Annotated in this window: 21 protein-coding genes; 7 read left to right on the forward strand and 14 right to left on the reverse strand. The window is 68.7% G+C overall.

Annotated elements, in window-relative coordinates:
• The coding region (locus DM816_RS26585) for a glycosyltransferase family 2 protein (RefSeq protein ID WP_162907863.1) at positions 1–960 on the forward strand (960 nt) is incomplete at its 5' end.
• Positions 961–1,064: 104 nt separating this feature from the next.
• Here DM816_RS26585 and rffA read toward each other — a convergent pair.
• The gene (gene rffA / locus DM816_RS26590; RefSeq protein ID WP_246002266.1) at positions 1,065–2,216 is read right to left on the reverse strand and encodes a dTDP-4-amino-4,6-dideoxygalactose transaminase; all 1,152 of its coding nucleotides are present in this window, start codon (positions 2,214–2,216) and stop codon (positions 1,065–1,067) included.
• 9 nt (positions 2,217–2,225) lie between these two features.
• A complete protein-coding gene (locus tag DM816_RS26595) occupies positions 2,226–4,460 on the reverse strand; it encodes a hypothetical protein (protein ID WP_117213135.1) in 2,235 nt (744 codons plus the stop codon).
• A 122-nt stretch (positions 4,461–4,582) separates the two neighbouring features.
• Here DM816_RS26595 and DM816_RS26600 point away from each other — a divergent pair, with 122 nt between their 5' ends.
• A complete protein-coding gene (locus DM816_RS26600; protein WP_117213136.1) occupies positions 4,583–5,953 on the forward strand; it encodes a hypothetical protein in 1,371 nt (456 codons plus the stop codon).
• On the opposite strand, the gene pafA is transcribed toward DM816_RS26600, so the two are convergent.
• The 3 genes from pafA to rfbA form a co-directional block, all read right to left on the reverse strand.
• Positions 5,945–7,303, reverse strand: a complete 1,359-nt coding sequence (gene pafA / locus DM816_RS26605) for a Pup--protein ligase (protein WP_117213137.1) — start codon at positions 7,301–7,303, stop codon at positions 5,945–5,947. The two genes, DM816_RS26600 and pafA, sit on opposite strands and share 9 nt — an antisense overlap.
• Positions 7,304–7,334: 31 nt before the next feature.
• A complete protein-coding gene (gene rfbC / locus DM816_RS26610) occupies positions 7,335–7,940 on the reverse strand; it encodes a dTDP-4-dehydrorhamnose 3,5-epimerase (RefSeq protein WP_117213138.1) in 606 nt (201 codons plus the stop codon).
• Positions 7,941–8,011: 71 nt separating this feature from the next.
• The gene (gene rfbA / locus DM816_RS26615; RefSeq protein WP_117213139.1) at positions 8,012–8,884 is read right to left on the reverse strand and encodes a glucose-1-phosphate thymidylyltransferase RfbA; all 873 of its coding nucleotides are present in this window, start codon (positions 8,882–8,884) and stop codon (positions 8,012–8,014) included.
• 66 nt (positions 8,885–8,950) lie between these two features.
• Between rfbA and rfbB the strand changes: the two genes are divergently transcribed.
• The 4 genes from rfbB to DM816_RS26635 are packed head-to-tail and all read left to right on the forward strand — an operon-like array spanning position 8,951 to position 13,104.
• On the forward strand, positions 8,951–9,931 hold the full coding sequence (gene rfbB / locus DM816_RS26620; protein ID WP_117213140.1) for a dTDP-glucose 4,6-dehydratase: 981 nt from the start codon (positions 8,951–8,953) through the stop codon (positions 9,929–9,931).
• Positions 9,928–10,794, forward strand: coding sequence for a dTDP-4-dehydrorhamnose reductase (gene rfbD / locus DM816_RS26625; protein WP_117213141.1), 867 nt, complete (start codon positions 9,928–9,930; stop codon positions 10,792–10,794). Before rfbB ends, rfbD begins: the two co-directional genes overlap by 4 nt.
• A 19-nt stretch (positions 10,795–10,813) precedes the next feature.
• Positions 10,814–11,839: a glycosyltransferase family 2 protein gene (locus tag DM816_RS26630; protein WP_117213142.1), complete on the forward strand. Its 1,026-nt coding sequence runs from the start codon at positions 10,814–10,816 to the stop codon at positions 11,837–11,839.
• 44 nt (positions 11,840–11,883) lie between these two features.
• Positions 11,884–13,104: a glycosyltransferase family 2 protein gene (locus tag DM816_RS26635; RefSeq protein WP_117213143.1), complete on the forward strand. Its 1,221-nt coding sequence runs from the start codon at positions 11,884–11,886 to the stop codon at positions 13,102–13,104.
• Here the strand turns inward: DM816_RS26635 and prcA are convergent.
• From prcA to arc, 7 genes are all read right to left on the reverse strand, one after another.
• Positions 13,101–13,913 carry a proteasome subunit alpha gene (gene prcA, locus DM816_RS26640; RefSeq protein ID WP_117213144.1) on the reverse strand — a complete coding sequence of 271 codons (813 nt, stop codon included), beginning with the start codon at positions 13,911–13,913 and terminating at the stop codon, positions 13,101–13,103. The genes DM816_RS26635 and prcA overlap by 4 nt on opposite strands.
• A 43-nt stretch (positions 13,914–13,956) precedes the next feature.
• Entirely contained in the window at positions 13,957–14,793 is an 837-nt protein-coding gene (gene prcB, locus DM816_RS26645; RefSeq protein WP_117213145.1) for a proteasome subunit beta, read from the reverse strand.
• Positions 14,712–15,122 carry an endonuclease domain-containing protein gene (locus DM816_RS26650; RefSeq protein WP_162907864.1) on the reverse strand — a complete coding sequence of 137 codons (411 nt, stop codon included), beginning with the start codon at positions 15,120–15,122 and terminating at the stop codon, positions 14,712–14,714. The genes prcB and DM816_RS26650 overlap by 82 nt, the downstream gene beginning before the upstream one ends.
• 90 nt (positions 15,123–15,212) lie before the next feature.
• The gene (locus DM816_RS26655) at positions 15,213–15,425 is read right to left on the reverse strand and encodes a ubiquitin-like protein Pup (protein ID WP_117213147.1); all 213 of its coding nucleotides are present in this window, start codon (positions 15,423–15,425) and stop codon (positions 15,213–15,215) included.
• Positions 15,426–15,507: 82 nt separating this feature from the next.
• Complete coding sequence (dop, locus tag DM816_RS26660) at positions 15,508–17,022, reverse strand: depupylase/deamidase Dop (protein WP_117213148.1); 1,515 nt, start codon at positions 17,020–17,022, stop codon at positions 15,508–15,510.
• 401 nt (positions 17,023–17,423) lie between these two features.
• A complete protein-coding gene (locus DM816_RS26665; RefSeq protein ID WP_162907865.1) occupies positions 17,424–18,737 on the reverse strand; it encodes an MFS transporter in 1,314 nt (437 codons plus the stop codon).
• A gap of 84 nt (positions 18,738–18,821) precedes the next feature.
• Positions 18,822–20,588 (reverse strand): proteasome ATPase, encoded by a 1,767-nt coding sequence (arc, locus tag DM816_RS26670; RefSeq protein WP_117213150.1) that lies wholly within the window; start codon positions 20,586–20,588, stop codon positions 18,822–18,824.
• A 150-nt stretch (positions 20,589–20,738) separates the two neighbouring features.
• Between arc and DM816_RS26675 the strand changes: the two genes are divergently transcribed.
• Positions 20,739–21,029: a ferredoxin gene (locus DM816_RS26675; RefSeq protein ID WP_117213151.1), complete on the forward strand. Its 291-nt coding sequence runs from the start codon at positions 20,739–20,741 to the stop codon at positions 21,027–21,029.
• On the opposite strand, the gene DM816_RS26680 is transcribed toward DM816_RS26675, so the two are convergent.
• Both DM816_RS26680 and DM816_RS26685 read right to left on the reverse strand, forming a co-directional pair.
• Positions 21,030–21,593, reverse strand: coding sequence for a hypothetical protein (locus tag DM816_RS26680; protein WP_117213152.1), 564 nt, complete (start codon positions 21,591–21,593; stop codon positions 21,030–21,032).
• Positions 21,590–22,456: a tRNA (adenine-N1)-methyltransferase gene (locus DM816_RS26685; protein ID WP_117213153.1), complete on the reverse strand. Its 867-nt coding sequence runs from the start codon at positions 22,454–22,456 to the stop codon at positions 21,590–21,592. Before DM816_RS26685 ends, DM816_RS26680 begins: the two co-directional genes overlap by 4 nt.
• Positions 22,457–22,626: the final 170 nt, after the last annotated feature.

The raw sequence follows: 22,626 nt of genomic DNA on the forward strand, positions 1-22,626 counted from the left end.
GAGCGGCTCAACAAGGTGATGGCCGACGCGACCACGGCATACGAGATCATCCTTGTGGTGGACGGCAGCCCCGACAACACCTGGGAGGTCGCCGACTCCCTGGCCAAGCGCTCCGGCCCGGTGCGCGCCATCCGGCTCGCCCGCAACTACGGGCAGCACAACGCGCTGGTGGCCGGGCTGCGGGCGGCCCGGTTCGAGGTGATCGTCACCATGGACGATGACCTGCAGCACCCGCCGGAGGAGGTGCCCAAGCTGCTGGCCGCGCTCACCGACGACGTGGATCTGGTTTACGGCGTGGCCGCCACCGAGGAGCACGGCTTCTTCCGCAATCTGACCTCGCGCGTGGCCAAGACCGGCATGGCGGTCGCGCTCGGCGCGCAAAACGCCGACCAGGCCAGCGCGTTCCGCGCGTTCCGGGCCTTCATGCGCGGCGGCTTCGAGCAGGTGCAGGGCCCGCACGCCTCCATCGACGTGACGCTGTCGTGGTCGACGACCCGGATCGCGGTCCAGACCGTGGACATGGCCGACCGGGCGGAGGGCCGTTCGGGATACACCGTCGGCAGGCTCGTCAAGCACGCGCTCAACATGGCCCTGGGCTACTCCACCAAGCCGCTGCGCCTGGTGACCTACCTCGGTTTCCTGGTCGGCCTGATCGGCGTGGGGCTGCTGACCCGCATGCTGTGGATGTACTTCGACGGCCGCACCACGCAGGCCGGCTTTACCACCATCGCCTCGATGATCGCGATGTTCGCGGCGGCGCAGATGGTCGCGATCGGTGTGCTGGGCGAATACGTGGGCCGCATTCACTCCGGCGGCATGGGCCGCCCGACCTACGTCATCCGCGAGCGCACCGAGGGCGCCCCGAGCGAGCTGCCGCTGGCCGCCCGGGAGGAGCTGGCCGCGCGCGACGCGGAGCAGACCGATCACCCCCGCCCGGCCGACGTGCCGAGCATGCGCTGAGCAGACCCGATCACCCCCGCCCGGCCGACGTGCCGAGCATGCGCTGAGCAGACCCGATCAGCACCGCCCGGCCAACGTGCCGAGCATCCGCTGAGGGGTTTGATTCAGGCGACCCGATAGGAGAGCACCGCGGCGACGACCCGGTCGAGCTCCTCGTCGCGCATGCCCGCATACACCGGCAGGCGCACCAGCCGGTCGGCCACGTCGTCGGTCACCGGGCAGCCGTCGGCCGAGCCCGTGCGCCCGTAGCGCACGCCCGCCGGGGCGGAGTGCAGCGGCTGGTAGTGGAAGGTGCCCTGCACGGCCCGCTCCGCGAGGTGCGCCAGCAGCGCCTGCCGGTGCCCGAGATCGGGCATGAGCAGGTAGTAGAGGTGGGCCGGGTGCTGGCAGTGCTCCGGCACGGTCGGCTGGGCCACGCCGTTTTCGCCCGCCCACGCGGCCAGCTGCTCGTGGTAGGCGCTCCAGACCGCCTGCCGCTCTTTCTGGATCTCGGTGAACGATTCCAGCTGCGCGGTCAGGAACGCGGCGAGCAGGTCGCTGGGCAGGAAGCTGGAGCCGATGTCGACCCAGCGGTATTTGTCGACCATCCCGCGGAAGAACTGGCTGCGGTTGGTGCCCTTCTCCCGGATGATCTCGGCTCGGTGCAGGAACCGCAGGTCGTTGAAGACCAGTGCGCCGCCCTCTCCACAGTGGACGTTTTTGGTCTCGTGGAAGCTCTGCGTGGCCATCGCGCCGAACGTGCCCAGGCCCTGCCCGCGGTAGGTGGCGCCGATCCCGTGCGCGTTGTCCTCGATGAGGGTCAGGCCGTGCCGCTGGGCGATCGCGGTGATCGCGTCCATGTCGCAGCCGACGCCCGCGTAGTGCACCACCACGATGGCCTTGGTCCGCTCGGTGATGGCGGCCTCGATGAGCGACTCGTCGATGTTGAGCGTGTCGGGGCGGCAGTCGACGAACACCGGCACCGCGCCGCGCAGCGCGTAGGCGGTCGCGGTGGAGCAGAACGTGAACGACGGCATGATCACCTCGTCGCCCGGCTGGAGGTCGAGCAGGATCGCCGACATGTCCAGCGCGTGCGTGCAGGACGTGGTCAGCAGGGCCGCCTGCGTCCCCAACGTGTCCCGCAGCAGTTCGGTGGCCCGCTTGGTGAAGGGTCCGTCACCGGAGAGCGCCCCGGAGGCCATCGCCTCGCTCATGTAGCCCGACTCGAGCCCGGTCAGGTACGGGCGGTTGAAGGGGATCCTTGGCAGCGTCGTCACGACGCGAGCCTAGCAAGCGCCACCGGCCGTGGGGCAGCCTACTTCGTACACGGCGACATCTCCTCGCTCAAACCTGAGCAAAGCGAACTCCTTGAGGTTCGCCGCCTCGCGCCCGAACGCCCGGTCGGCGACCATCCAGCGCACGCCCCGCTCCCGCAGCCACCGGATCGACTCCGCGGACGGCTGGCTGAAAGCGCTGTCGTTGCGGCGCAACAGTTCCTGATCCCAGAAGCCCACCTGGGTCTGGGTCACGCCCTGCCGCGCCGCGTCCTCGTTGGCCTGCGCGGTGTAGGCCCAGCTCTCCACGAGCACCCTGCGCTCGGCGAAACCCGAGAGCCAGAACGAAAGGCTCGAACACGGGTCGGAGTTCGGTTTGAGGCAGTGCGCGTTGATGGCCAGCAGGTCGCCGGGCTCGCTGTGGTCCCTGACCCATTGCGCCGCCTCGGCCCGCTCCGGGGTGACTTCGACGTGGTACGGAATCGGCCCGGCGTTGGCGAAAAGCTTGGCGTCCCAAGGCAATCCGGTCGCGCCCGCGCACATCACGAGCACCAGCGCGGCCACCGCACCGCCGCCCCTGGGCGCCCATCCGCGGCGGCCGGCCCACCACAGCACCAGCCACACCAACGCGGCCAGCGCCATGACCGACAGCGCCATGCGATAGATGGGCAGCATGTCGTGCCAGCCGAAGCCGCCCGTCGCGCCGTAGCGCCACATCAGCAGCGACAGGCAGGCGACCGCGACCAGCGACGCGGCGACCGAGGCCCAGAAGAACCGCATCGACACGCGATGGTGCTCGATGAGCGCCACGAGCCCCCAGGCGGACAGCACCGCGCCGAACGCGAACCCGGACCGTACAAAATATCCTTGGGCATAGGAGGGGTGCCAGAGCAGGAGGGTACCCGCGGCGCCGCCGACGATTCCGCCTGACAAAAACCATTGCGCGGTACCCCATTCGCGCCGCCGCACCCACGCCAGCACCGCGATCCCGGCCAGCCGGGTGAACATGAACAGGAAGTAGCCGCCCACCACGAAGGCGAAGACGAACAGCTCCTTCCACCATGGACGGTTGATCGCGCGGGTCAGGAACGCGTCCACATTGGCCAGTGGATGGATGTAGAGCCCGTTGGACTTGAACCGATAGAGCACGACCATCGCCACCACCTGCGCCGCGATCAGCAGCCCGCCCAGCAGCCAGGGCGCCGCGCTGAACCGCCGCCGCACCAACTGGACCAGGCACACCAGCCCGGCCGCGCACACCGCCACCGGCAGCACCGACGCCTTGGCCCCGGTTGCCCCCAGCGAAAACAGCGCGAGCAGCACCCACGCGCCCCGGCCGAGCGTGCCCGGCGCGCCGTCTCCGGCCAGCCGGTCCACGCCGAGCGCGATGAGCGGGAACGTCATCAGCGCGCCGTAGATCAGCGACGGGCTCCCCCAGATCATGTATGCGGTCACCCCGCCCAGCGGCCCGAGGGCCATGCTGCCCACGGCCACCTCGCCGATCGCGAACACCAGCGCGGTCGACACGGCCCCGGCCAGCGAGCTGGACGTGACCCGCCACCCCACGACCCCGAGCAGCACCACGCCGAGCACGACCAGGAACGCCAGCCCCAGCCGGAACAGCACGAAGTGCGGCTCCACCCCGCTGATCGTGCTCGCGACGGCGTAGTGGGCGAAGGTGAACCAGTGGTAGTCCAGCGACTGCCCGGCCACCGCCGGCACTTCGAGCGGGAAGTGGTGCTTGGCCTCGCCGATCAGCGAAAGGTAGAAAAGCTCGTCGATGAAATAGCGCTGCGGCCCGCCGACCGGGATCGGCTGGTTGGGCCGGAAGAACGCGAACGTCAAATAGGCCAGCAAAAACACGGCCACCCCGGCGACAGGCCACGACCACGTGAGCGGCGCCCGCTCCCCCTGACGCGGCAGCCAGTGCCGGCGCAGCCGGGGCACGGCCGCGAACGGCACCACGACCAGCAGCGGCCACACCCACAGCAGCCCCCGCAGGTCGGTCACCGACGCCACCACGAACACCGCGATCTCCAGCACCAGGCCAAGGGCCGAGCCCATCGCCAGGTCTTCGGCCAGGCCCAGGGTGTTGCGCCGCAGCGCCCGGTACACCAGCGTGCCCGGCAGGGTCACGGCCCACAGCGCGTAACCGGCATACCGCAGGATGTAGTCGAACGGCACGCCGGTGGCCAACAGCATCGCGCACAGGGCACCCGAAACCGCCAGCAGGGGGAGCCATCGCACGGCTCTAGCCGCCAGTGTCATTCCGCCTCCGTCCGTGGGCCCGCGGCCATACGCGCCCGGCCAAGAGTATGCCGCGAGATCATAGGTACTCTGTCGGGAGTCCACGCCCCGAAGGGATCGGCATGCCCACTCGCTGGAAGGCGCTCGCCGCCGCACTGGTGGCCGCGTTCCTCGCCGGCCGGATCGTCATCCTGCTGGGCGGCAAGGTGTACACGTCGTTTGACACGTTCTCCTACGCGCTGCGCGGAGACCCGTTCTGGGACCGCGGTGAGCTGGTGTCGTTCACCGGGCAGGCGCCGCGGCCGTGGGGCGTGCCGCTGTTCTATGCGATGTTCGGCGACGATCAGGCGCGCGCGGTGGCGCAGTGGACCCTGGGCACGGTCGCGTGGCTGGTGCTGGCGTGGTCGCTGGCGCGCTGCTTCCGCTCGCCCGCCGCGCAGGCGCTCGCCGGTGGCGTCGTGCTGCTGCTTGCCCTGACCCGGACGGTGGCCAGCTGGGACTTCGCGATCCTTTCCGAGTCGCTGTCGCTATCGCTGGGCGCGCTCGTGCTCGCGTTTTTCCTTTGGTGGGCAAGGACTTTGCGGCTCGCCCCGCTGATCCTCATGACGGTCGTGGCCGTGTGGTGGACGTTCGTGCGGGTGGACATGCTGCCCCTGCTGGCCCCGCTGGTGCTCGTGGTCGTGGTCGTGGCGTGGCGGCACCGGCGCTGGGTGGCCCCGGCCGTGGCCGCCGCCGTGCTGGTGCTCGCTGCCGGGTGGAGTTATGTCACGGGGCAAATCAGCCTGCACGCCGCCGAGAAGTGGACGGCCACGCCTCATATAACCCATGAGCAAGGCCTTATGTTGTACCGCTTGCGGATCAACGTGCTTCCCGATCCCGCCGTCAAATCGGCCTTCCAGCAACGCCTCGGCATGCCCGAGTGCCCGGCGGCCGACCGTGCCGCGCAGCTGCCCGGCTGGGACCTGCCCGCGCTGCACGACGCGATCGACCAGTGCCCGGCGCTCAAGGCGTGGACGCAGGAGCACCGCGACACGATGTGGTCGGAGTACGCCAAGGCGGCCCCCGGGCTGTTCGCGCGGCAGCACTACCAGATGTGGTCGGATTCGTTGCGCGGAGCCGACTACGCGCAGACGCCCTCGGTACTGTCCAAAATGGAACGCCTCATCTTCCCACCCGGACACGCCCAGTTGCTCATCACGCTGGCAGGCCTGGCGCTCACGCTCGGGCTCGCGCTGATCCGCCGGGCTCATCCGTGGCTGATCGCCGGGGCCGCGCTGCTGGCCGCCGGCGCGCTGGGCAGCGCGCTCATCACGATCCTGCTCGGCGCGGGCGAGACGTGGCGGTTCGGCCTGCAGGAGGCCGTGGCCGCACGCCTCGCCATGCTCATCTTCGTCTGCTGCGCGATCGACGGGTTCGTCACCGCAAGGCTCACATCGAAGCGGTCAGGCGCCTTGGAAAAGGCGCCTGCGCTCGAAGGCAGCCCGTCACATTGAGGCGATGAGCCGCTCCACTCGTTCGTCGTGCGCCCGGAACGGGTCCTTGCACAGCACCGTCCGCTGCGCCTGGTCGTTGAGCTTGAGGTGCACCCAGTCGACGGTGAAGTCGCGCCGCTTTTCCTGGGCGTGCCGGATGAACTCGCCGCGCAGCCGCGCCCGGGTGGTCTGCGGCGGGGTCTCCTTGGCCTCAAACGTGCGCACGTCCGACACCACCCGGTCGACCTTGCCGCGCCGCTCCAGCAGCGCGTAAAGCCCGCGCCCGCGGCGCAGGTCGTGATAGGCCAAATCCATCTGGGCCACGCGCGGGCTCGACAGCGGCAGGTCGTGCTTCTTCTGGTACGATTCGATCAGGCGCAGCTTGGTCACCCAGTCGATCTCGCGGGCCACCCCGGTCAGGTCGCCGTCCTCCACCGCCGTCAGCACCCGGCCCCACAGGTCCACCACGCGCTGCGAGACCGCGTCGGTGCCGCGCCGGGACACGAACTCGGTCGCCTTCTCGAAGTAGATCCGCTGGATCTCCAGCGCGCTGGCCTCCTTGCCGTTGGCCAGCCGCACCTTGCGCCGCCCGGTGACGTCGTGCGAGACCTCGCGAATCGCCCGGATGGGGTTTTCCAGCGCGAGATCCGGCATGGCCACCCCGGTCTCGATCATGCGCAGCACGATGTCCGCGCTGCCCACCTTGAGCAGCGTGGTCACCTCGTTCATGTTGGAGTCGCCGACGATGACGTGCAGCCGCCGGTATCGCTCGGCGTCCGCATGCGGCTCGTCGCGCGTGTTGATGATCGGGCGGCTGCGCGTCGTCGCACTGGAAACGCCCTCCCAGATGTGCTCGGCGCGCTGCGACAGGCAGTAGACGGCCCCGCGCGGCGTCTGCAGCACCTTGCCCGCCCCGCAGATGAGCTGACGCGTCACCAGGAACGGGATCAGCACGTCGGCCAGCCGGCCGAACTCCCCGTGCCGGCTGACCAGATAGTTTTCGTGACAGCCGTAGGAGTTGCCGGCCGAGTCGGTGTTGTTCTTGAACAGGTAGATCTCGCCCGCGATGCCCTCGTCGTGCAGGCGCCGCTCGGCGTCGACGAGCAGGCCCTCCAGGATGCGCTCCCCCGCGCGGTCGTGCGCCACGAGGTCGATCACCGAGTCGCACTCGGGCGTGGCGTACTCAGGGTGGGAACCGACGTCAAGGTAGAGGCGGGCACCGTTGCGCAGGAACACGTTGCTCGACCGGCCCCACGAGACGACCCGCCGGAAAAGGTAGCGGGCCACCTCGTCGGGCGACAACCGCCGCTGCCCACGATAGGTGCACGTAACGCCATATTCGGTTTCGAGTCCGAAGATTCGCCGGTCCATGCTCAGACAGTAGCGGGCGAAGCGCTCAAGGTCACTCGTGGTCAGACCGCAACTTCGCCGTGTATGCCAGACAATCCTCGTATCTTGGCAAAAGCCCACTTCGCGCGACCTCGGCCAGGCCGGGCGCCGCCGTGTCACGCTGTGACAGGATGGGATTCTTTGTGGGCCAGTCGATCCCCAGCTCCGGGTCGAGCGCGTTGACGATGTGCTCCCGGGCGGGCGTGTAGGGCGCCGAACACATGTAGATCAGCGTCGCGTCGTCGGTGGTGGCGCAGAACCCGTGCCCGAGGCCCTCGGCGATGTAGATCGACTTGCGGTTGGTGTCGTCGAGCGCGACCATCTCCCATCGCCCGAACGTGGGCGAGCCCACCCGCAGGTCGACGACGACGTCCACACCCGCGCCGCGCAGGCACGACACGTATTTGGCCTGCCCCGGCGGGACCTCGGCGAAGTGGATGCCGCGGATGACGCCGCGCCGCGACACCGACAGGTTGGACTGGGCCAGGTGCAGCGGGTGCCCCACAACCTCGGCGAACAGGTCCTGGCGGTACCACTCCATGACCGCGCCACGGTCGTCGCTGTGCTGCTGCGGCGACATCTCGAAGGCGCCGTCGATGGAAAGGGGTCGAATCTTCATGAGTCGGGCCACCGCACCTTAATTGATCTTGTCTGGGCCTACATCATCCCGAGCCTCGGACTGCTCCGCAATCAATGATCCGTCACAGCCGGCAGCGACTGCAGGTAGGCCCCGTAGCCGCTTTTCAGTAGCGGAACAGCCAGCTCGGCGAGCCGTTCGTCGGTGATGAACCCGGCCCGCCAGGCGATCTCCTCCACGCAGCCGATCTTGAAGCCCTGCCGCTCCTCGATCACGCGCACGTATTCCGACGCCTGCACCAGCGAGTTGAACGTGCCCGTGTCCAGCCACGCCGTGCCCCGGTCGAGCACGGTCACGTGCAGCTTGCCGCGCTGCAGGTATTCCGAGTTGACCGCGGTGATCTCCAGCTCGCCGCGCGCGCTGGGCTTTAGGTCACGCGCGATCTTGACCACCTCGTTGTCGTAGAAGTACAGCCCCGGGACCACGAACCGGGAGCGCGGCCGCTGCGGCTTCTCCTCGATCGAGAGCACCCGCCCGGACTCGTCGAACTCGACCACGCCGTATTCGTGCGGATTGGCCACCGGGTAGGCGAAGATGCGCCCGCCGTCGACCCCGATGTTGTCGTTGAGCTGCCGGCCCAGCCCGCCGCCGTGGAAGATGTTGTCGCCAAGGATCAGCGCGACCGCCTGGTCGCCGATGAACTCCTCACCGATCAGGAACGCCTGCGCGATGCCGCCTGGATGCGGTTGCGCGGCATAGACCAGCCGCAGCCCCCACTGCGAGCCGTCGCCCAGCAGACGCTGGAACTGCGATTGATCCTCCGGGGTGGTGATGACCAGGATCTCCCTGATGCCCGCCATCATCAGCGTGGACAGCGGGTAGTAAACCATCGGCTTGTCGAAAACCGGCATCAGCTGCTTCGAAACGGCCCTGGTCAGCGGCCACAGCCGCGATCCTGTCCCGCCGGCCAAGAGAATCCCACGCACCGCGTCAGCCTACTCATGGGGCGCAGGTCGCTACCAGCCAGGTTCATCGCGTAGACTCCCCAACCCGTGAGGATCCTCGTTACCGGCGGAGCCGGGTTCATCGGTTCGAATTACGTCCGCCGCCTGCTCGGCGGAGCCTACGGCGCGGGCGGCGACACCGTGACCGTGCTGGACAAGCTGACCTACTCCGGAAACCTGGCCAACCTCACCGGCGTGGCCGACCATCCCGCCTACACGTTCGTGCAGGGCGACATCTGCGACGCCGATCTGGTCGACGAGGTCGTGGCCGGGCATGACGTGGTGGTCCACTTCGCCGCCGAGACGCACGTGGATCGCTCGATCGAGGGTTCGGCCGAATTTGTCAAGACAAATGTTGTCGGTACGCTGACCCTGCTCGACGCCGCGCTGCGCCACGGGATCGACCGCTTCCTGCACGTGTCCACCGATGAGGTCTACGGCTCCATCGAGGAGGGCTCGTGGACCGAGGAGTGGCCGCTCGCCCCGCGCTCGCCCTACTCGGCGTCCAAGGCGTCCTCCGACCTGCTCGCGCTGGCCTACCACCGCACGCACGCGCTCGACGTCGTGGTCACGCGGTGCTCCAACAACTATGGGCCGCACCAGTTCCCGGAAAAGGTCATCCCGCTGTTCGTCACGAACCTGCTCGACGGCAAGAAGGTCCCGCTCTACGGCGACGGGCTCAACATCCGCGACTGGCTGCACGTCGACGACCACTGCGACGGCATCCACCTGGCGCTGTCCAAGGGGCGCGCGGGCGAGGTCTACAACATCGGCGGCGGCACGGAGCTGACCAACAAGGAGCTCACCGGCATGCTGCTGGAGGCGTGCGGCGCGGATTGGGGCATGGTGCAGCCGGTCGCCGACCGCAAGGGCCACGACCGCCGCTACTCGCTGGACATCACCAAGATCCAGCGGGAGCTGGGCTACGAGCCGGCCGTCGGCCTGGCCTCGGGACTGGCCGCGACGGTCAACTGGTACAAGGAAAACCGGGCCTGGTGGGAGCCGCTGAAGGCAGCCAACGCTCGATGAGCCGCTGGCTGATCACGGGCGCGGCCGGCATGCTCGGCCGCGACGTGGCCGACCTGCTGCGCGGCCGCGACGTCGCGCTCACCGCGCTGGACCGCAAGGCGCTGGACATCACCGACCCGGGCGCCGTGGCCGACGCCGTGGCCGGGCACGATCTGGTGGTCAACACGGCGGCGTGGACCGACGTGGACGGCGCCGAGGAGCACGAGAGCGAGGCGACGCGGATCAACGGGACTGCCGTGGGTGTGCTCGCCGCCGCGTGCCGTCGCGTGGGCGCGCGGCTGATTCAGATCTCGACCGACTACGTGTTCGACGGCACGGGCCAGACCCCTTACGCCGAGGACGATCCCACGGGGCCGTGCAACGCCTACGGGCGCGGCAAGCTCGTCGGTGAGCAGGCGGTCAGACGCGAACACGGCTACATCGTGCGCACGTCGTGGTTGTACGGGCAGCACGGGCGCAACTTCCCCGCCACGATGCTGCGCCTGGCGCGCGACCGCGACACCCTCGCCGTGGTCGACGATCAGCGCGGCCAGCCCACGTGGACTGTGGCCCTGGCCCGCCAGTTGGCTGGGCTTGGCGAGGCAGCGCTGTCCGGGGACGCCGCGCCGGGTGTTTACCACGGCACGGCAAGCGGGCAGACCACGTGGTATGGGCTGGCGCGGGCGACGTTCGAACTGGCCGGGCTGGACCCGGACCGGATCACGCCCACGACCACCGATGCGTTCCCCAGGCCCGCGCCCCGGCCGGCGTACAGTGTGCTCGGCCACGCCCGATGGCAGGCCACACCCGTTGCGCCGCAACCGGTCTGGCGCGAGCAACTGGCGGAGGCTTTCGCGGCTGGGGTGTTCGAGGATCCGCGGTAATCGTGGGAGGCTATCAACGATGAACTCGCCACCGAAGATCTCCGCCGTCGTGCTCGCGTGGAACGAGGAGCCGTTCCTGCGCCGCTGCGTGCAAGCCCTGCTCGGCTCCGAGGACGCCATCGTCGACGTGATTCTGGTGGACAACGGGTGCACGACCGACGACGTCGCCGCGCTGGCCGAGCTGCCGCAGGTAAGCGTGATCCGGCCGGGGACGAATCTGGGCTTCTCCGGCGGCTGCAACACCGGAGCCGCCGCGGCCACGGGCGACTACCTGGCGCTGGTGGGCAGCGACGCGATCGTGACGCCGCGCGTGCTGGCCCGCCTGCACGAGCAGCTGCAGCGGCCCGATGTCGGCATCGCCGCAGCCGCGATCCGACTGGCCGACCAGCCCGATCTGCTCAATTCCAGCGGCAACCTGATCCACGTGCTGGGGGTCAGCTGGGTGGGCGGCATGGGCCAGCCCGACACCCGCACGTCCCCCACCGATGTGGCCGGCGCGATGGGCACGTGCGTGCTCATGCGCCGCGAACACTGGGAGCGGCTGGGCGGGTTCGACGCCGAATACTTCGCCTATTTCGAGGACGCCGAGATCTCGCTGCGCACGTGGCGGCTCGGCCAGCGGGTGGTCAACGTGCCCGACGCGATCGTGCACCACCGGTACGAGTTCGCCCGCAACTCGTTCAAGTTCTACCTGATCGAGCGCAACCGGCTGATGTTCGTGCTGACGCTGTGGGGCTGGCGCGCGCTGCTGCTGCTCGCGCCGCCGCTGCTCGCGCTGGAGACAGCCATGCTGTTGCTGGCGCTCAAGCAGGGCTGGCTGCGGGAGAAGACGCGTGGCTACGGGTGGCTGTGGGCGCACCGGCGGCATGTGCGGCAACGGCGGCGGCAGCTGCAGGCCGAGCGGGTCGTGCCCGACCGGCAGTGGATGCCACGCCTGCTCACCGACACGTTCGACACGCCGCTGATCCCGCTGCCCCCGGGCATTCTGAAGGTTCTCAACGCATCGATGCGCGCGTACTGGGCGGTGGTCCGGCGTGGCGTGTGACACACGTTCGGGTAGGCTGCCTGAGCGCGAAGAGGAGGCGTTTGATGTCGTCGGCTGAGCAGCTCGAAGTCACCGTGGTCCTGCCCTGCCTCAACGAGGCCGAGACGCTGGCCATATGCGTCAACAAGGCGCTCAAATCGCTGGCCGCGCTCGGTGTGCGCGGCGAGGTCGTGGTCAGCGACAACGGCTCCACCGACGGCTCGCAGCAGATCGCCATCGACAACGGGGCGCGGCTGGTGCACGCGCCCATCCGCGGCTACGGCGGCGCGCTGATGGCCGGCATCGCGGCCGCCCACGGGCGTTACGTCATCATGGCCGACTGCGACGACTCCTACGACCTGTCCAATCTCGGGCCGTTCATCGAAAAGCTGCGCGAGGGCCACGACGTGGTGATGGGCAACCGGTTCAAGGGCGGCATCGCGCCCGGGGCCATGCCCCCGCTGCACCGCTACCTGGGCAACCCGGTGCTGTCGTGGATCGGGCGAAACCTGTTCCGGCTCAAGGGCGTCGGCGACTTCCACTGCGGCATCCGCGGCTTCAACCGCGACCGCATCATCGACCTCGGGCTGTGCATGCCCGGCATGGAGTTCGCGTCCGAGCTCGTCGTGCGGGCGTCGCTGGCCGGATACTCGATCGTCGAGGTCCCCACAACGCTGCAGCCCGACGGCCGCAGCCGCCCGCCGCACCTGCGCACCTGGCGCGACGGCTGGCGGCACCTGCGATTCCTGCTGGTGTTCGCGCCGCGCCGCACGCTCATCCAGCCCGGCCTGGTGCTGTTCGTGCTGGGGCTGGCCGCGACCGTCGCGCTGGCCATCGGCCCGGTCAAGGTGGGCAACGTCGGGTTCGACATCAACGCGCTGGCCTATGCGTGCCTGGCCGCGCTCGTGGGCGCGCAGCTGGTCCTGTTTGGAGCGTTCGCCGAGGTTTACGGGCGGTTCGAACGCATCGTGCACGAGTCGCGCTCGGCCGTGTGGAGCCGATGGCTGCGCCTGGAGGTGTGCGCCGCCATCGGCCTGCTGCTGATCCTGGGCGGCACGATCGGCACCGTGGGCGCGCTGAGCGCCTGGGGTTCGGCCGACTTCGGCTCGCTCGACCCGCAGGGCACCATCCGCATCGTGCTGCCCAGCGCCACGGCCATCGCCATGGGCGTGACCGTGTTGTGCGCGGGCCTGTTCACCAGCCTGCTGACGTTGCGCGCCAACGCCGCCCTGGTGCACCTGCCGCAGGAGCAGCAGGCTCAGGACGACATGGTGGGCGCGTCCTAACTGGACGCGCCTTCGCCGCTCTCCTCCGTCGCCTCCGGGGCGGGCGTCTTCGAAGGGGTCGTCTTCGCCGACGGTACCGACTTCGGCTCCTGCTTGTCGGGAGCGGGCTCGCCGTTGGACAGCATCGACGACAGCGCCGCGCCGTTGATCCGCCGGAACGTGCGGCCGGTCTTGGCGCGGTCCAGCACGGCCACCTCAAGCTGATCCGGCGGCAGCTGGCGGGCGTTGCCGCCCTCGCCGCCCACGCTGCTGAGCGCCTTCACGGCCAGCTTCAGCGCGTCGGACAGCGAGTGCGCCTCGCTGTGCTCGGCGCGCAGCACGTTGCCGATCGCCTCCGCCTGCCCGCCCATCGCCATGAACCCGGGCTCGTCCTGCACCGAACCGTCGTAGGGCAGCCGGAACAGCTCATCCTGGGCGGGGGTCACGCCCACCTCCGCGACGCAGATCTCGACCTCGTAAGGCTTGCCCTGCTCGCTGAAGATGGCGCCGAGCGTCTGCGCGTAGGCGCTGGCCAAGGATCGGGCCGTGACATCGCGGCGGTCATAGGAGTAACCGCGCAGATCCGCCATGCGCACGCCGGCGGCGCGCAGATTTTCGAACTCGTTGTAGCGGCCCACCGCGGCGAAGCCGATGCGATCGTAGATCTCGCTCACCTTGTGCAGCGTGGTGGACACGTTCTCCGCCACGAACAACACTCCCCCCGAATAGGTCAGCACCACGACGCTGCGCCCGCGAGCGATGCCCTTGCGGGCATATTCGGAGCGGTCCCGCATGATCTGCTCGGGGGAGGCGTAGAACTGCATTGCCACGACGGTCGGTCTCCTTTGAGTGTCCTAAATGGAGGGTGCAGGATCAGGGGGTGGGTCGTTCCGCCCGCTCGGCGATAATCGCCTGAGCCAGCTCGGCCGTCTCGGCATCGGACATTCGCTGGGTGCCCTCGGCCGTCGCGGTCATCACGACCGGGAAAATCTTGCGAATCACGTCCGGGCCACCGGTGGCCGTGTCGTCGTCTGCCGCGTCATAGAGCGACTCGACGGCCAGGCGGGCCGCGGTCGTCGCGTCGATGCCGGGGCGGAAGGTCTTCTTCAGCGCCGACTTGGCGAACAGCGAGCCCGAGCCGATCGCGTCGTAGCCCGTCTCCTCGTAGAGCCCGCCCGCCACATCGAAGCTGAAAATGCGCCCGGCGGTGGCCGCATCGGACGCGTCGAGGTCGAAACCCGCGTAGAGCGGGATCACCGCAAGGCCCTGCATCGCCGCGCCCAGGTTCTGCCGGATCAGCGTGGCCAGGCGGTTGGCCTTGCCGTCGAGCGAGAGCATCGCGCCCTCGATCTTCTCGTAGTGCTGCAGCTCCACCTGGAACAGCCGGATCAGCTCGATGCCCACACCGGCCGTGCCCGCGATGCCGACCAGCGAATAGGGGTCGGCCGGGTGCACCTTCTCGATGTCGCGGCTGGCGATCAGGTTGCCCATCGTCGCGCGCCGGTCGCCGGCCATCACCACACCGCCGGCGAACGTCAGCGCCACAATGGTCGTCGCATGTGGAGCGATGTCGTGCACCCCCTGCGGCAACGGACGTTTCCCCGGAAGCAGTTCAGGCGCCGCCTGCGTCAGGAATTCCGCGAAGGAAGACATGCCCGGCGTGGTGAACGCAGCCGGTAGACGCCCGGTTGTACCAAAACCCGCTGCCACGAAGTCTCCTCTAGGTAGGCGATCGCTTTACGCATGTTAGCGATGTTGTCTTTGTAGTGACCAAGCCCGGTGTTGCAGTTGAGGCACAGGATGCCACGCAGGCAGTATCGGTCATAGCCGCTGGGCTTGGCCTTGTTGAGCGGAAACTCCTCGAGCGGCTTCACCGTGTCGCAGTCGGGACAGCGCCGATGACCCTCAGATGCCTTGAACGGCACTCGGGCCTCGCGACCGTGCTTTTCCAGCATCCGTTTGCGGTGGCTCTTCTTCGACCGCTCATTGAAGCAGGTTTGCCAATAACTGCCACGCTCGTACTTGCGCCGTGGGCTCACGTGAAAGTCGCCCAGCGGCCTCGTCTGTCCACAATCGAGGCACGTCCGCCACAGGACCCCCCGAGCGTCCTCAAAATCGGACATTTACGGTCACTCACCCCCCTTCTGGACGTATCCGCGCACAAATTCTTCGGCGTTCTCTTCCAGAACGGCGTCGATTTCGTCCAGCAGGTCGTCGACGTCCTCGCCGATCTGCTCCACGCGCTCCGCGACCTCGGGGTTGGCCTCAGGGGCAACCTCGTCCACCTCTTCGTCGCGGCGCGACTTGCCCGACTGCGACTGTCCACCGTCTTGTGTGGCCATCTCCGACTGCCCTCCAACAACTCGTCGAGTCTGTTAAACCTAGCGCGGCCCACCGACTAAAGCGATCACCGCCGCCGACCGCTCAGCCAGTGATGATCTCGAGCAGGTCCTTGGCGCTGGGACACCGGTCGAACAGCTCCCCCACGTGCTTCTTGGTGCCCTTCTCCGGCTCCATCATCGGCACGCGCACCAGCGCCTCCCGCCCGACATCGAAGATTACCGAATCCCAACTCGCCGCGACCACCTCGGAGGCGTACTTGGCGAGGCATCGCCCGCGGAAGTACGCGCGCGTGTCCTCCGGTGGCTCGACCATCGCCCGCTCGGTGAGCTCCGGCTCCAGCAACGTCTTCATCGCCCCGCGCGCCACGAGCCGGTGGTAGAGCCCCTTCTCCGGTCGCACATCGGAGTACTGCAGGTCGACAAGCTGCAATTTGGACGATGCCCAGCCCAGGTTTTCCCGCTCCCGGTAGCCCTCGAGCAGCCGCAGCTTGGCAACCCAGTCGAGCTCCTGCGAGCACAGCATCGGGTCCCGCCCGAGCCGGTCGAGCATGCTCTCCCACCGCGCCAGCACGTCGCGCGTCATCGGATCGGTGTCGGCCCCGGTCCGTGCGTCCACAAAGGACCGTGCCCGCTCGTAGTATGCCCACTGCAGGTCCAGCGCCGTGAGCCGGCGCCCGTCGCGCATCCGCATCAGGTGCTTGAGCGTGGGGTCGTGGCTGACCGCGCGCAGCTCGGCCACCGGGTCGGCGATGCCCATATCGGTACCCAATGATTTCTCTTCAATCATCGTCAAAATCAGGGAGGTCATCCCGACCTTGAGGTACGTCGATATCTCGGACAGGTTGGCGTCGCCGATGATGACGTGCAGCCGCCGGTATTTGTCGGCATCGGCGTGCGGCTCGTCGCGCGTGTTGATGATGGGGCGTTTGAGTGTCGTTTCCAGACCGACCTCGACCTCGAAGAAGTCGGCGCGCTGGGCGATCTGGAAGCCGGGCTGGCTGCCGTCCTGCCCGATGCCGACCCGCCCGGCGCCGGTGATGATCTGCCGGGTCACGAAGAACGGCGTGAGATGGGTCACGATATCGGCAAACGGGGTCTGCCGCTTCATCAGGTAATTCTCGTGCGCCCCATAGGACGCGCCCTTGTTGTCGGTGTTGTTCTTGTACAGGTGGATGGGCTGGCTTCCCGGGATGGTGGCGGCGCGGCGCGCGCCCTCGGCCATCACCCGCTCCCCCGCCTTGTCCCACCGCACCAGGTCCATCGGGTTGGTCACCTCGGGGGTCGAATACTCCGGGTGGGCGTGGTCCACATACAGCCTCGCGCCGTTGGTGAGGATGACGTTGGCCAGGCCGAGGTCCTCGTCGGCGAGCGCCTCCGCCGGGTCGTAGGCCGTGCCCGTGTAGGTGAACCCACGCGCGTCGCGCAGCGGGGATTCTTCCTCGTAGTCCCAGCGTGCCCGGCCCCCACGGGTCAGTTCGGGCCGCGCTCCGTAGGCGTTGACCACCTGCGAGGAGGTCACCATCGGGTTCGCTCCCGGCTGGCCGGGCACGGAGATGCCGTACTCGACCTCTGTTCCCATGATGCGCCTGACACTCATGGTGTCAGCCTATCCACCCCGACCGCCCAGCAGAGCGACGGCGGGGGGCGAGTTTGCGGGCGCGATCGGCACTCAAGCCGGTCGTCCCGGCAGGGTGTCCGCGTGAATCCGCCCTCACCAGCACACTCACGTCGATCTTGATAGCTCCGGCGGGGCTCACGCTGTCCCGGTCTGCCTGCCTATATCGACGCGAGCGTGATCCCGTCAGAGACGGCACACGAGGCCCGCCGCGTGGCAAAGATCGTGCCAAATGTGGCGTCGATCGATTTCAGGCCCTTCGGCATGCGCCTGCGGCCGATGCCCGGTGTCACCGGCGCGCCGCGCCAGCCGCCGCTGCATGTCGTTGGAGCATTGCTCACGCCCGCCGTGGGCCAGGTCGCCGGCCTACGGGTCGTGGATCGTCACCGCCGCCGTGCTCGGCTTGGTTTCGCTTGCGCACCAAGAGTCTGCGGATTCGGCGCGGGCCTGGTGGCCTTGGCCCCGCCTGGCTCGCCTTCACGCTCGCGCACTGATCGGGCGTCGTAGCGGCACAGCTCCGGCACGACGCGCACCAGGAGCGCCACCGTGACCACGGTCAACGCGCCGCCCGCACCGATCGCCACCCGAGCGCCGACCGCCGCCCCGGCCAGCCCGTGCACCAGATTGGCCAGCTGCGGCCCGCCCATCACGACCACGACCAGTGCACCCTGAACCCGCCCGCGCAGTGCGTCATCCGTACACGCCTGTGAGATCGCGTTGCGGAACGTGCTCAGCACGAAATTGACGCCACCGCCCACCACCAGCGCCGCCAGCGCCGGCCACAGGTCCGTGGCCAGCCCGAGCAGCACCGCGCAGCCGCCCCAGGCCATCGCGGCCGACGCCATCAGCGCACCGTGCCGCCTGGCCCGGCTGAATGTCCCCGACACCAACCCGACCATGATCACCCCGGCCGGGTACGCCGCATACAGCAGGCCCAGCTCCATGCCACCCCCGGCCGGGCCGCCGTACACGCCGGCGGCCAGCTCCGGGTAGAGCGCGAACGGCAGCGAGAACACCATCGCGGCCAGGTCCACCGCGAGCACCGCGACCAGCACGCGATGCCGCGCCACCTGCCGGAAGCCCTCCCCCAGCCCCGCCCGCTCGACAGGGCCCGCCGGGAGCATCGCGGGCAGCCTGCCCACCGCCCACAGCATCCCGGTCAGCGCGAGCGCATCCAGCAGGTACAGGGTGTCCAGCCCGGCGAGCGGGATGAGCACACCGGCCAGCAGCGGGCCGGCGACCGCGCCCGTGTGACGGGTCAGCGAGGTCAGGCTGTTCGCCGCGACCAGCAGCGCGGACGGCACCAGGCGCGGCACTGCCGCACCCGCGACCGTCAAGACGGTGCCGAAACCGAGCCCCTGCACGGCCGCCAGCACGAGCACCGCCGGCACCGACCCGAACCCGAGTGCCCCGTTGAGCCACAGCCCCACGTGGGCCAGGCCCAGGCCCGCGTGCCCGGCCAGCAGCAGCCACCGGCGGTCCATCGCATCGGCGAGCGTGCCCGACCACAGGGCCGCGAGGATGAGCGAGCCCATCGACACACCCGACGCGGCGCCCACCGCCGTGGATGACCCGGTCAGCGCGTACAGCTGGGCCGGTACCGCGATGAGGCTGAAGGACCCACCGACCGCGGTGACCGCCGAGGCCACCCACAGCCGCCGGAAAGCGGGAATGCGCAACGGCCGGCAATCGATCACAGCGCCGATCGTGGGGCTTGACCGAGGGGAAAGGTCAAGGCCCACACCCGCGACGGGTGTGGGCCTTGAGCCGTGCCTCGCGCCTTACAGGTATTGGCCGGTGTTGGTGACCGTGTCGATGGAGCGGCCGGCCTCGGCGCCCTTGCCTCCGGAGACCAGCGTGCGGATGTAGACGATCCGCTCGCCCTTCTTGCCGGAGATGCGCGCCCAGTCGTCGGGGTTGGTGGTGTTGGGCAGGTCTTCGTTCTCCCGGAACTCGTCGAGGCAGGCGTCGAGCAGGTGCTGCAACCGCAGGCCCTTCTTGCCCGAGGAGAGGAATTCCTTGATAGCCATCTTCTTCGCCCGGTCCACGATGTTCTGGATCATCGCGCCGGAGTTGAAGTCCTTGAAGTACAGCACCTCTTTGTCACCGTTGGCGTAGGTGACCTCGAGGAAGCGGTTCTCCTCGGTCTCCGAGTACATCCGCAGCACCACCGCGTTGATCATCGCGTGAACGCATGCCTCGGCCGATCCGCCGTGCTCGGCGATGTCGTCGGCGTTGAGCGGCAGGTTCGTCATGATGTATTTGCTGAAGATGTCCTTTGCCGCCTCCGCGTCGGGACGCTCGATCTTGATCTTCACGTCGAGCCGGCCGGGCCGCAGGATGGCCGGGTCGATCATGTCCTCGCGGTTGGAGGCGCCGATGACGATGACGTTCTCCAAGCCTTCCACACCGTCGATTTCGCTCAGGAGCTGAGGAACGATGGTGTTCTCCACATCGGACGAGACGCCTGAGCCACGGGTGCGGAACACCGAGTCCATCTCGTCAAAGAACACGATGACCGGCGTGCCCTCGGAGGCCTTCTCCCGGGCGCGCTGGAAGATGAGCCGGATGTGCCGCTCGGTCTCGCCGACATACTTGTTGAGCAGCTCCGGACCCTTGATGTTGAGGAAGTAGCTGGTGTGCTTCTCCTCGCCGCGCTGTTCGGCGATCTTCTTGGCCAGCGAGTTGGCCACCGCCTTGGCGATCATCGTCTTGCCGCACCCGGGCGGGCCGTAGAGCAGGACGCCCTTTGGCGGCCGCAGGTGGTGCTCGCGGAACAGGTCCGCGTGCAGGAACGGCAGCTCCACCGCGTCGCGGATCTGCTCGATCTGGTTGGTCAGGCCGCCGATGTCGTGGTAACCGACGTCGGGCACCTCCTCCAGGACCAGCTCCTCGACCTCGCTCTTGGGGATGCGCTCATAGGCGTATGCCGACCGGGGCTCGATCATGAGCGAGTCGCCGGCCCGCAGCGGCGCGTCGATCAGCGCCTCCGCCAGGAACACGATGCGCTCCTCGTCGGCGTGCGAGATGACCAGCGCGCGGTCCCCGCCGTCGAGGATCTCCTTGAGCATCACGACCTCGCCGACCCGCTCGAAGCCGAGCGCGTTGACGATGTTGAGTGCGTCGTTGAGCAGGACCTCCTGGCCGCGGGCCAGGTCCGCCGTGTCGATGGACGGTGACACGGCCACCCGCAGCTTGCGCCCGCCGGTGAAGACGTCGACGGTGCCGTCGTCGTGGCGGGCCAGGAAGACGCCGTAACCGCTGGGCGGTTGGGCCAGCCGGTCGATCTCCTCCTTGAGGGTGACGATCTGGGCGCGCGCCTCCTTGAGCGTCGCAACCAGCCTTTCGTTGTTGTCGGTCAATCGCGCGAGCTGCGCCTGCGTCGCGGCGAGCCGCTCCTCAAGCTGCCGCACGTGCCGCGGACTCTCGCTGAGCTTGCGCCGCAGGAGCGCCAGCTCCTCCTGCAGGAACGCGACCTGCGTGGAGAGATCGTTGGCTTCCTTCTCCCACCGTGCTGCGCGCGCATCCGCGTCATCGCTGCGTGCCACGTCCCACCTCCCCGGGGGCTATTCCTCTACGCCTGGTCCTCCTTGACGGACCAAGCGTTAGGGTGCTCTTAACACTAGCTGCTCTTGACCGCCAACGGAGCCTCCCGACACCCCACGAAAGCAACAAGATAGCCACGGTAGGCTAAAACCGTGACTCAGCTTCGTGTCCGCGTGGATCAGGACTTGTGCACCGGTGACGGGCTGTGTGTGCAATACGCCCCCGAGGTCTTCGAGTTCGACATCGACGGCCTGGCCTACGTCAAGGATGCCTCGGGCGAGCTGCAATTGGCCAAGGGTGCTCTGGTCGACGTGCCCGACCATCTGCGCCTGGAGGTCATCGACGCGGCCGCCGAGTGCCCAGGCGAGTGCATCCACCTGCACCGGGCGTCGGACTCTCACCAGCTCAGTGAAGACGAGCGCGCTCAAGCTCGGGTGGATTAGCTACACAAGCGGGCGGCCGACGAGGGAGGCCACGAGGCGGGCGAACTCCTCCAGCCGGGCGATCTGCCCGGGCCCGCCGTCCTCAAGCGTCTTGCCGAATCGCAGCGCGTCCTGGCGCACGACGGTGCGAGCGTCGTCGAGCATGGGGCCGGTCGGTGCCTCGTCTATGGAGTTCAGCAGCAGGTAGACATCCACACTGTCCACACGCAACTGTCCATTCGCGGTACGCGCCAGGCGCCTGCGGCATCCGACCTCGATCACCGCCGAGAGCGGCACGACCCGCAGCGACGAGATCATCGCGCCGTGGGCCGGGTCGTCGGTGGCCACGTCCTCGCCGTGCCACAGCAGCAGCCGCGAGCCGTCGCAGACCACGGCCTCCTGCCACACGCCGTTGTGCTCGTTGACGAACCGCTCCAGCGTGAACCCGCGAACCTGCCCCCCGCCGAGCACGCCGGCCAGCACCTCCAGGGCCACCTCCGGGTCGCGCAGGTAGGCACGTGCGGCCGCGTCGAGCTCGGTGTACGGCGACCAGTCCGGAAAGACGGCGTGCGGCAGCTGACTCATGCTTGCGCGACCGCCCTCCGCTGCTGGTAGGCCTCCATCCCCTTGCTGGGCTTGCGCCGCCGCAAAGGCGCGGTCACGCCCGGGGCGAGTTTGCGCGAGCGCACGAGGAACGCCGTATGCGCGATCATGCGGTGGTCGGGCCGGACGGCCAGGCCCTCGGCGTGCCAGTCGCGCACCAGCGACTCCCACGCGTACGGCTCGGTGAACGACCCGCGCTCGCGCAGCGCCTCCACCAGGTCGGACAGCTGGGTGGTCGTGGCCACGTAGCCGATGAACACCCCGCCGGGCAGCAGCACCCGCTCGACCAAGTCGAGCGCCTCGTAGGGCGTGAGCATGTCCAGGATGATGCGGTCGAACCCGGTCTCGGCGCATTCGCTCACATCACCGACCCTAAGGTGCCAGGCGGGATGAGGTGCCCCAAACCAGGCTTCTACGTTCTTTTTCGCGATGGCGGCGAAGTCCTCGCGCAGCTCGTATGACCACACCTGGCCGGCCTCGCCGACCGCCCGCAGCAGGGAGCAGGTGAGCGCACCCGACCCGGCCCCGGCCTCCAGCACCTTCGCGCCCGGGAACACGTCGCCCATGGAGACGATCTGCGCGGCGTCCTTGGGGTAGATGACCTGGGCGCCGCGCGGCATCGACAGCACGTAGTCGGCCAGCAGCGGGCGCAGCGCGAGATAGGCGGTGCCGCCGGTGGACGTGACCACGCTGCCGTCGGGCAGGCCGATCAGATCGTCGTGGGCGAGCGCACCGCGATGGGTGTGGTAGGCCTTGCCCGGTTCGAGGACGATGGTGTGCATCCGCCCTTTGGGGTCGGTCAGCTGCACCCGGTCACCGGGTGCGAACGGTCCTCTGCGCGGCAAAGGTCATCTCCCGTCAAGCACTTCGAGAACGTCCTTAATGGTCAACACTCCCACGACATCTTGCCCGGCGACCACCAGATAGGGCCGGTCAGGGTCGCCCCGCAGGAGCTTGATCACGTCGGCGCCCCGGGCGCCGGCCGGGATCGTGGAGACCGCGTCGATGCCGCGCG

This window comes from Allorhizocola rhizosphaerae, assembly GCF_003426775.1.
Lineage (GTDB): Bacteria > Actinomycetota > Actinomycetes > Mycobacteriales > Micromonosporaceae > Allorhizocola > Allorhizocola rhizosphaerae.

Excerpts from the sequence above, each read along its gene's own strand:
- DM816_RS26600 (WP_117213136.1), top strand. The coding sequence starts at position 4,583 with ATGCCCACTCGCTGGAAGGCGCTCGCCGCCGCACTGGTGGCCGCGTTC.
- pafA (WP_117213137.1), bottom strand. The coding sequence starts at position 7,303 with ATGGACCGGCGAATCTTCGGACTCGAAACCGAATATGGCGTTACGTGC.
- rfbC (WP_117213138.1), bottom strand. The coding sequence starts at position 7,940 with ATGAAGATTCGACCCCTTTCCATCGACGGCGCCTTCGAGATGTCGCCG.
- rfbD (WP_117213141.1), top strand. The coding sequence starts at position 9,928 with ATGAGCCGCTGGCTGATCACGGGCGCGGCCGGCATGCTCGGCCGCGAC.
- DM816_RS26630 (WP_117213142.1), top strand. The coding sequence starts at position 10,814 with ATGAACTCGCCACCGAAGATCTCCGCCGTCGTGCTCGCGTGGAACGAG.
- DM816_RS26635 (WP_117213143.1), top strand. The coding sequence starts at position 11,884 with ATGTCGTCGGCTGAGCAGCTCGAAGTCACCGTGGTCCTGCCCTGCCTC.
- DM816_RS26655 (WP_117213147.1), bottom strand. The coding sequence starts at position 15,425 with ATGGCCACACAAGACGGTGGACAGTCGCAGTCGGGCAAGTCGCGCCGC.
- dop (WP_117213148.1), bottom strand. The coding sequence starts at position 17,022 with ATGAGTGTCAGGCGCATCATGGGAACAGAGGTCGAGTACGGCATCTCC.
- DM816_RS26680 (WP_117213152.1), bottom strand. The coding sequence starts at position 21,593 with ATGAGTCAGCTGCCGCACGCCGTCTTTCCGGACTGGTCGCCGTACACC.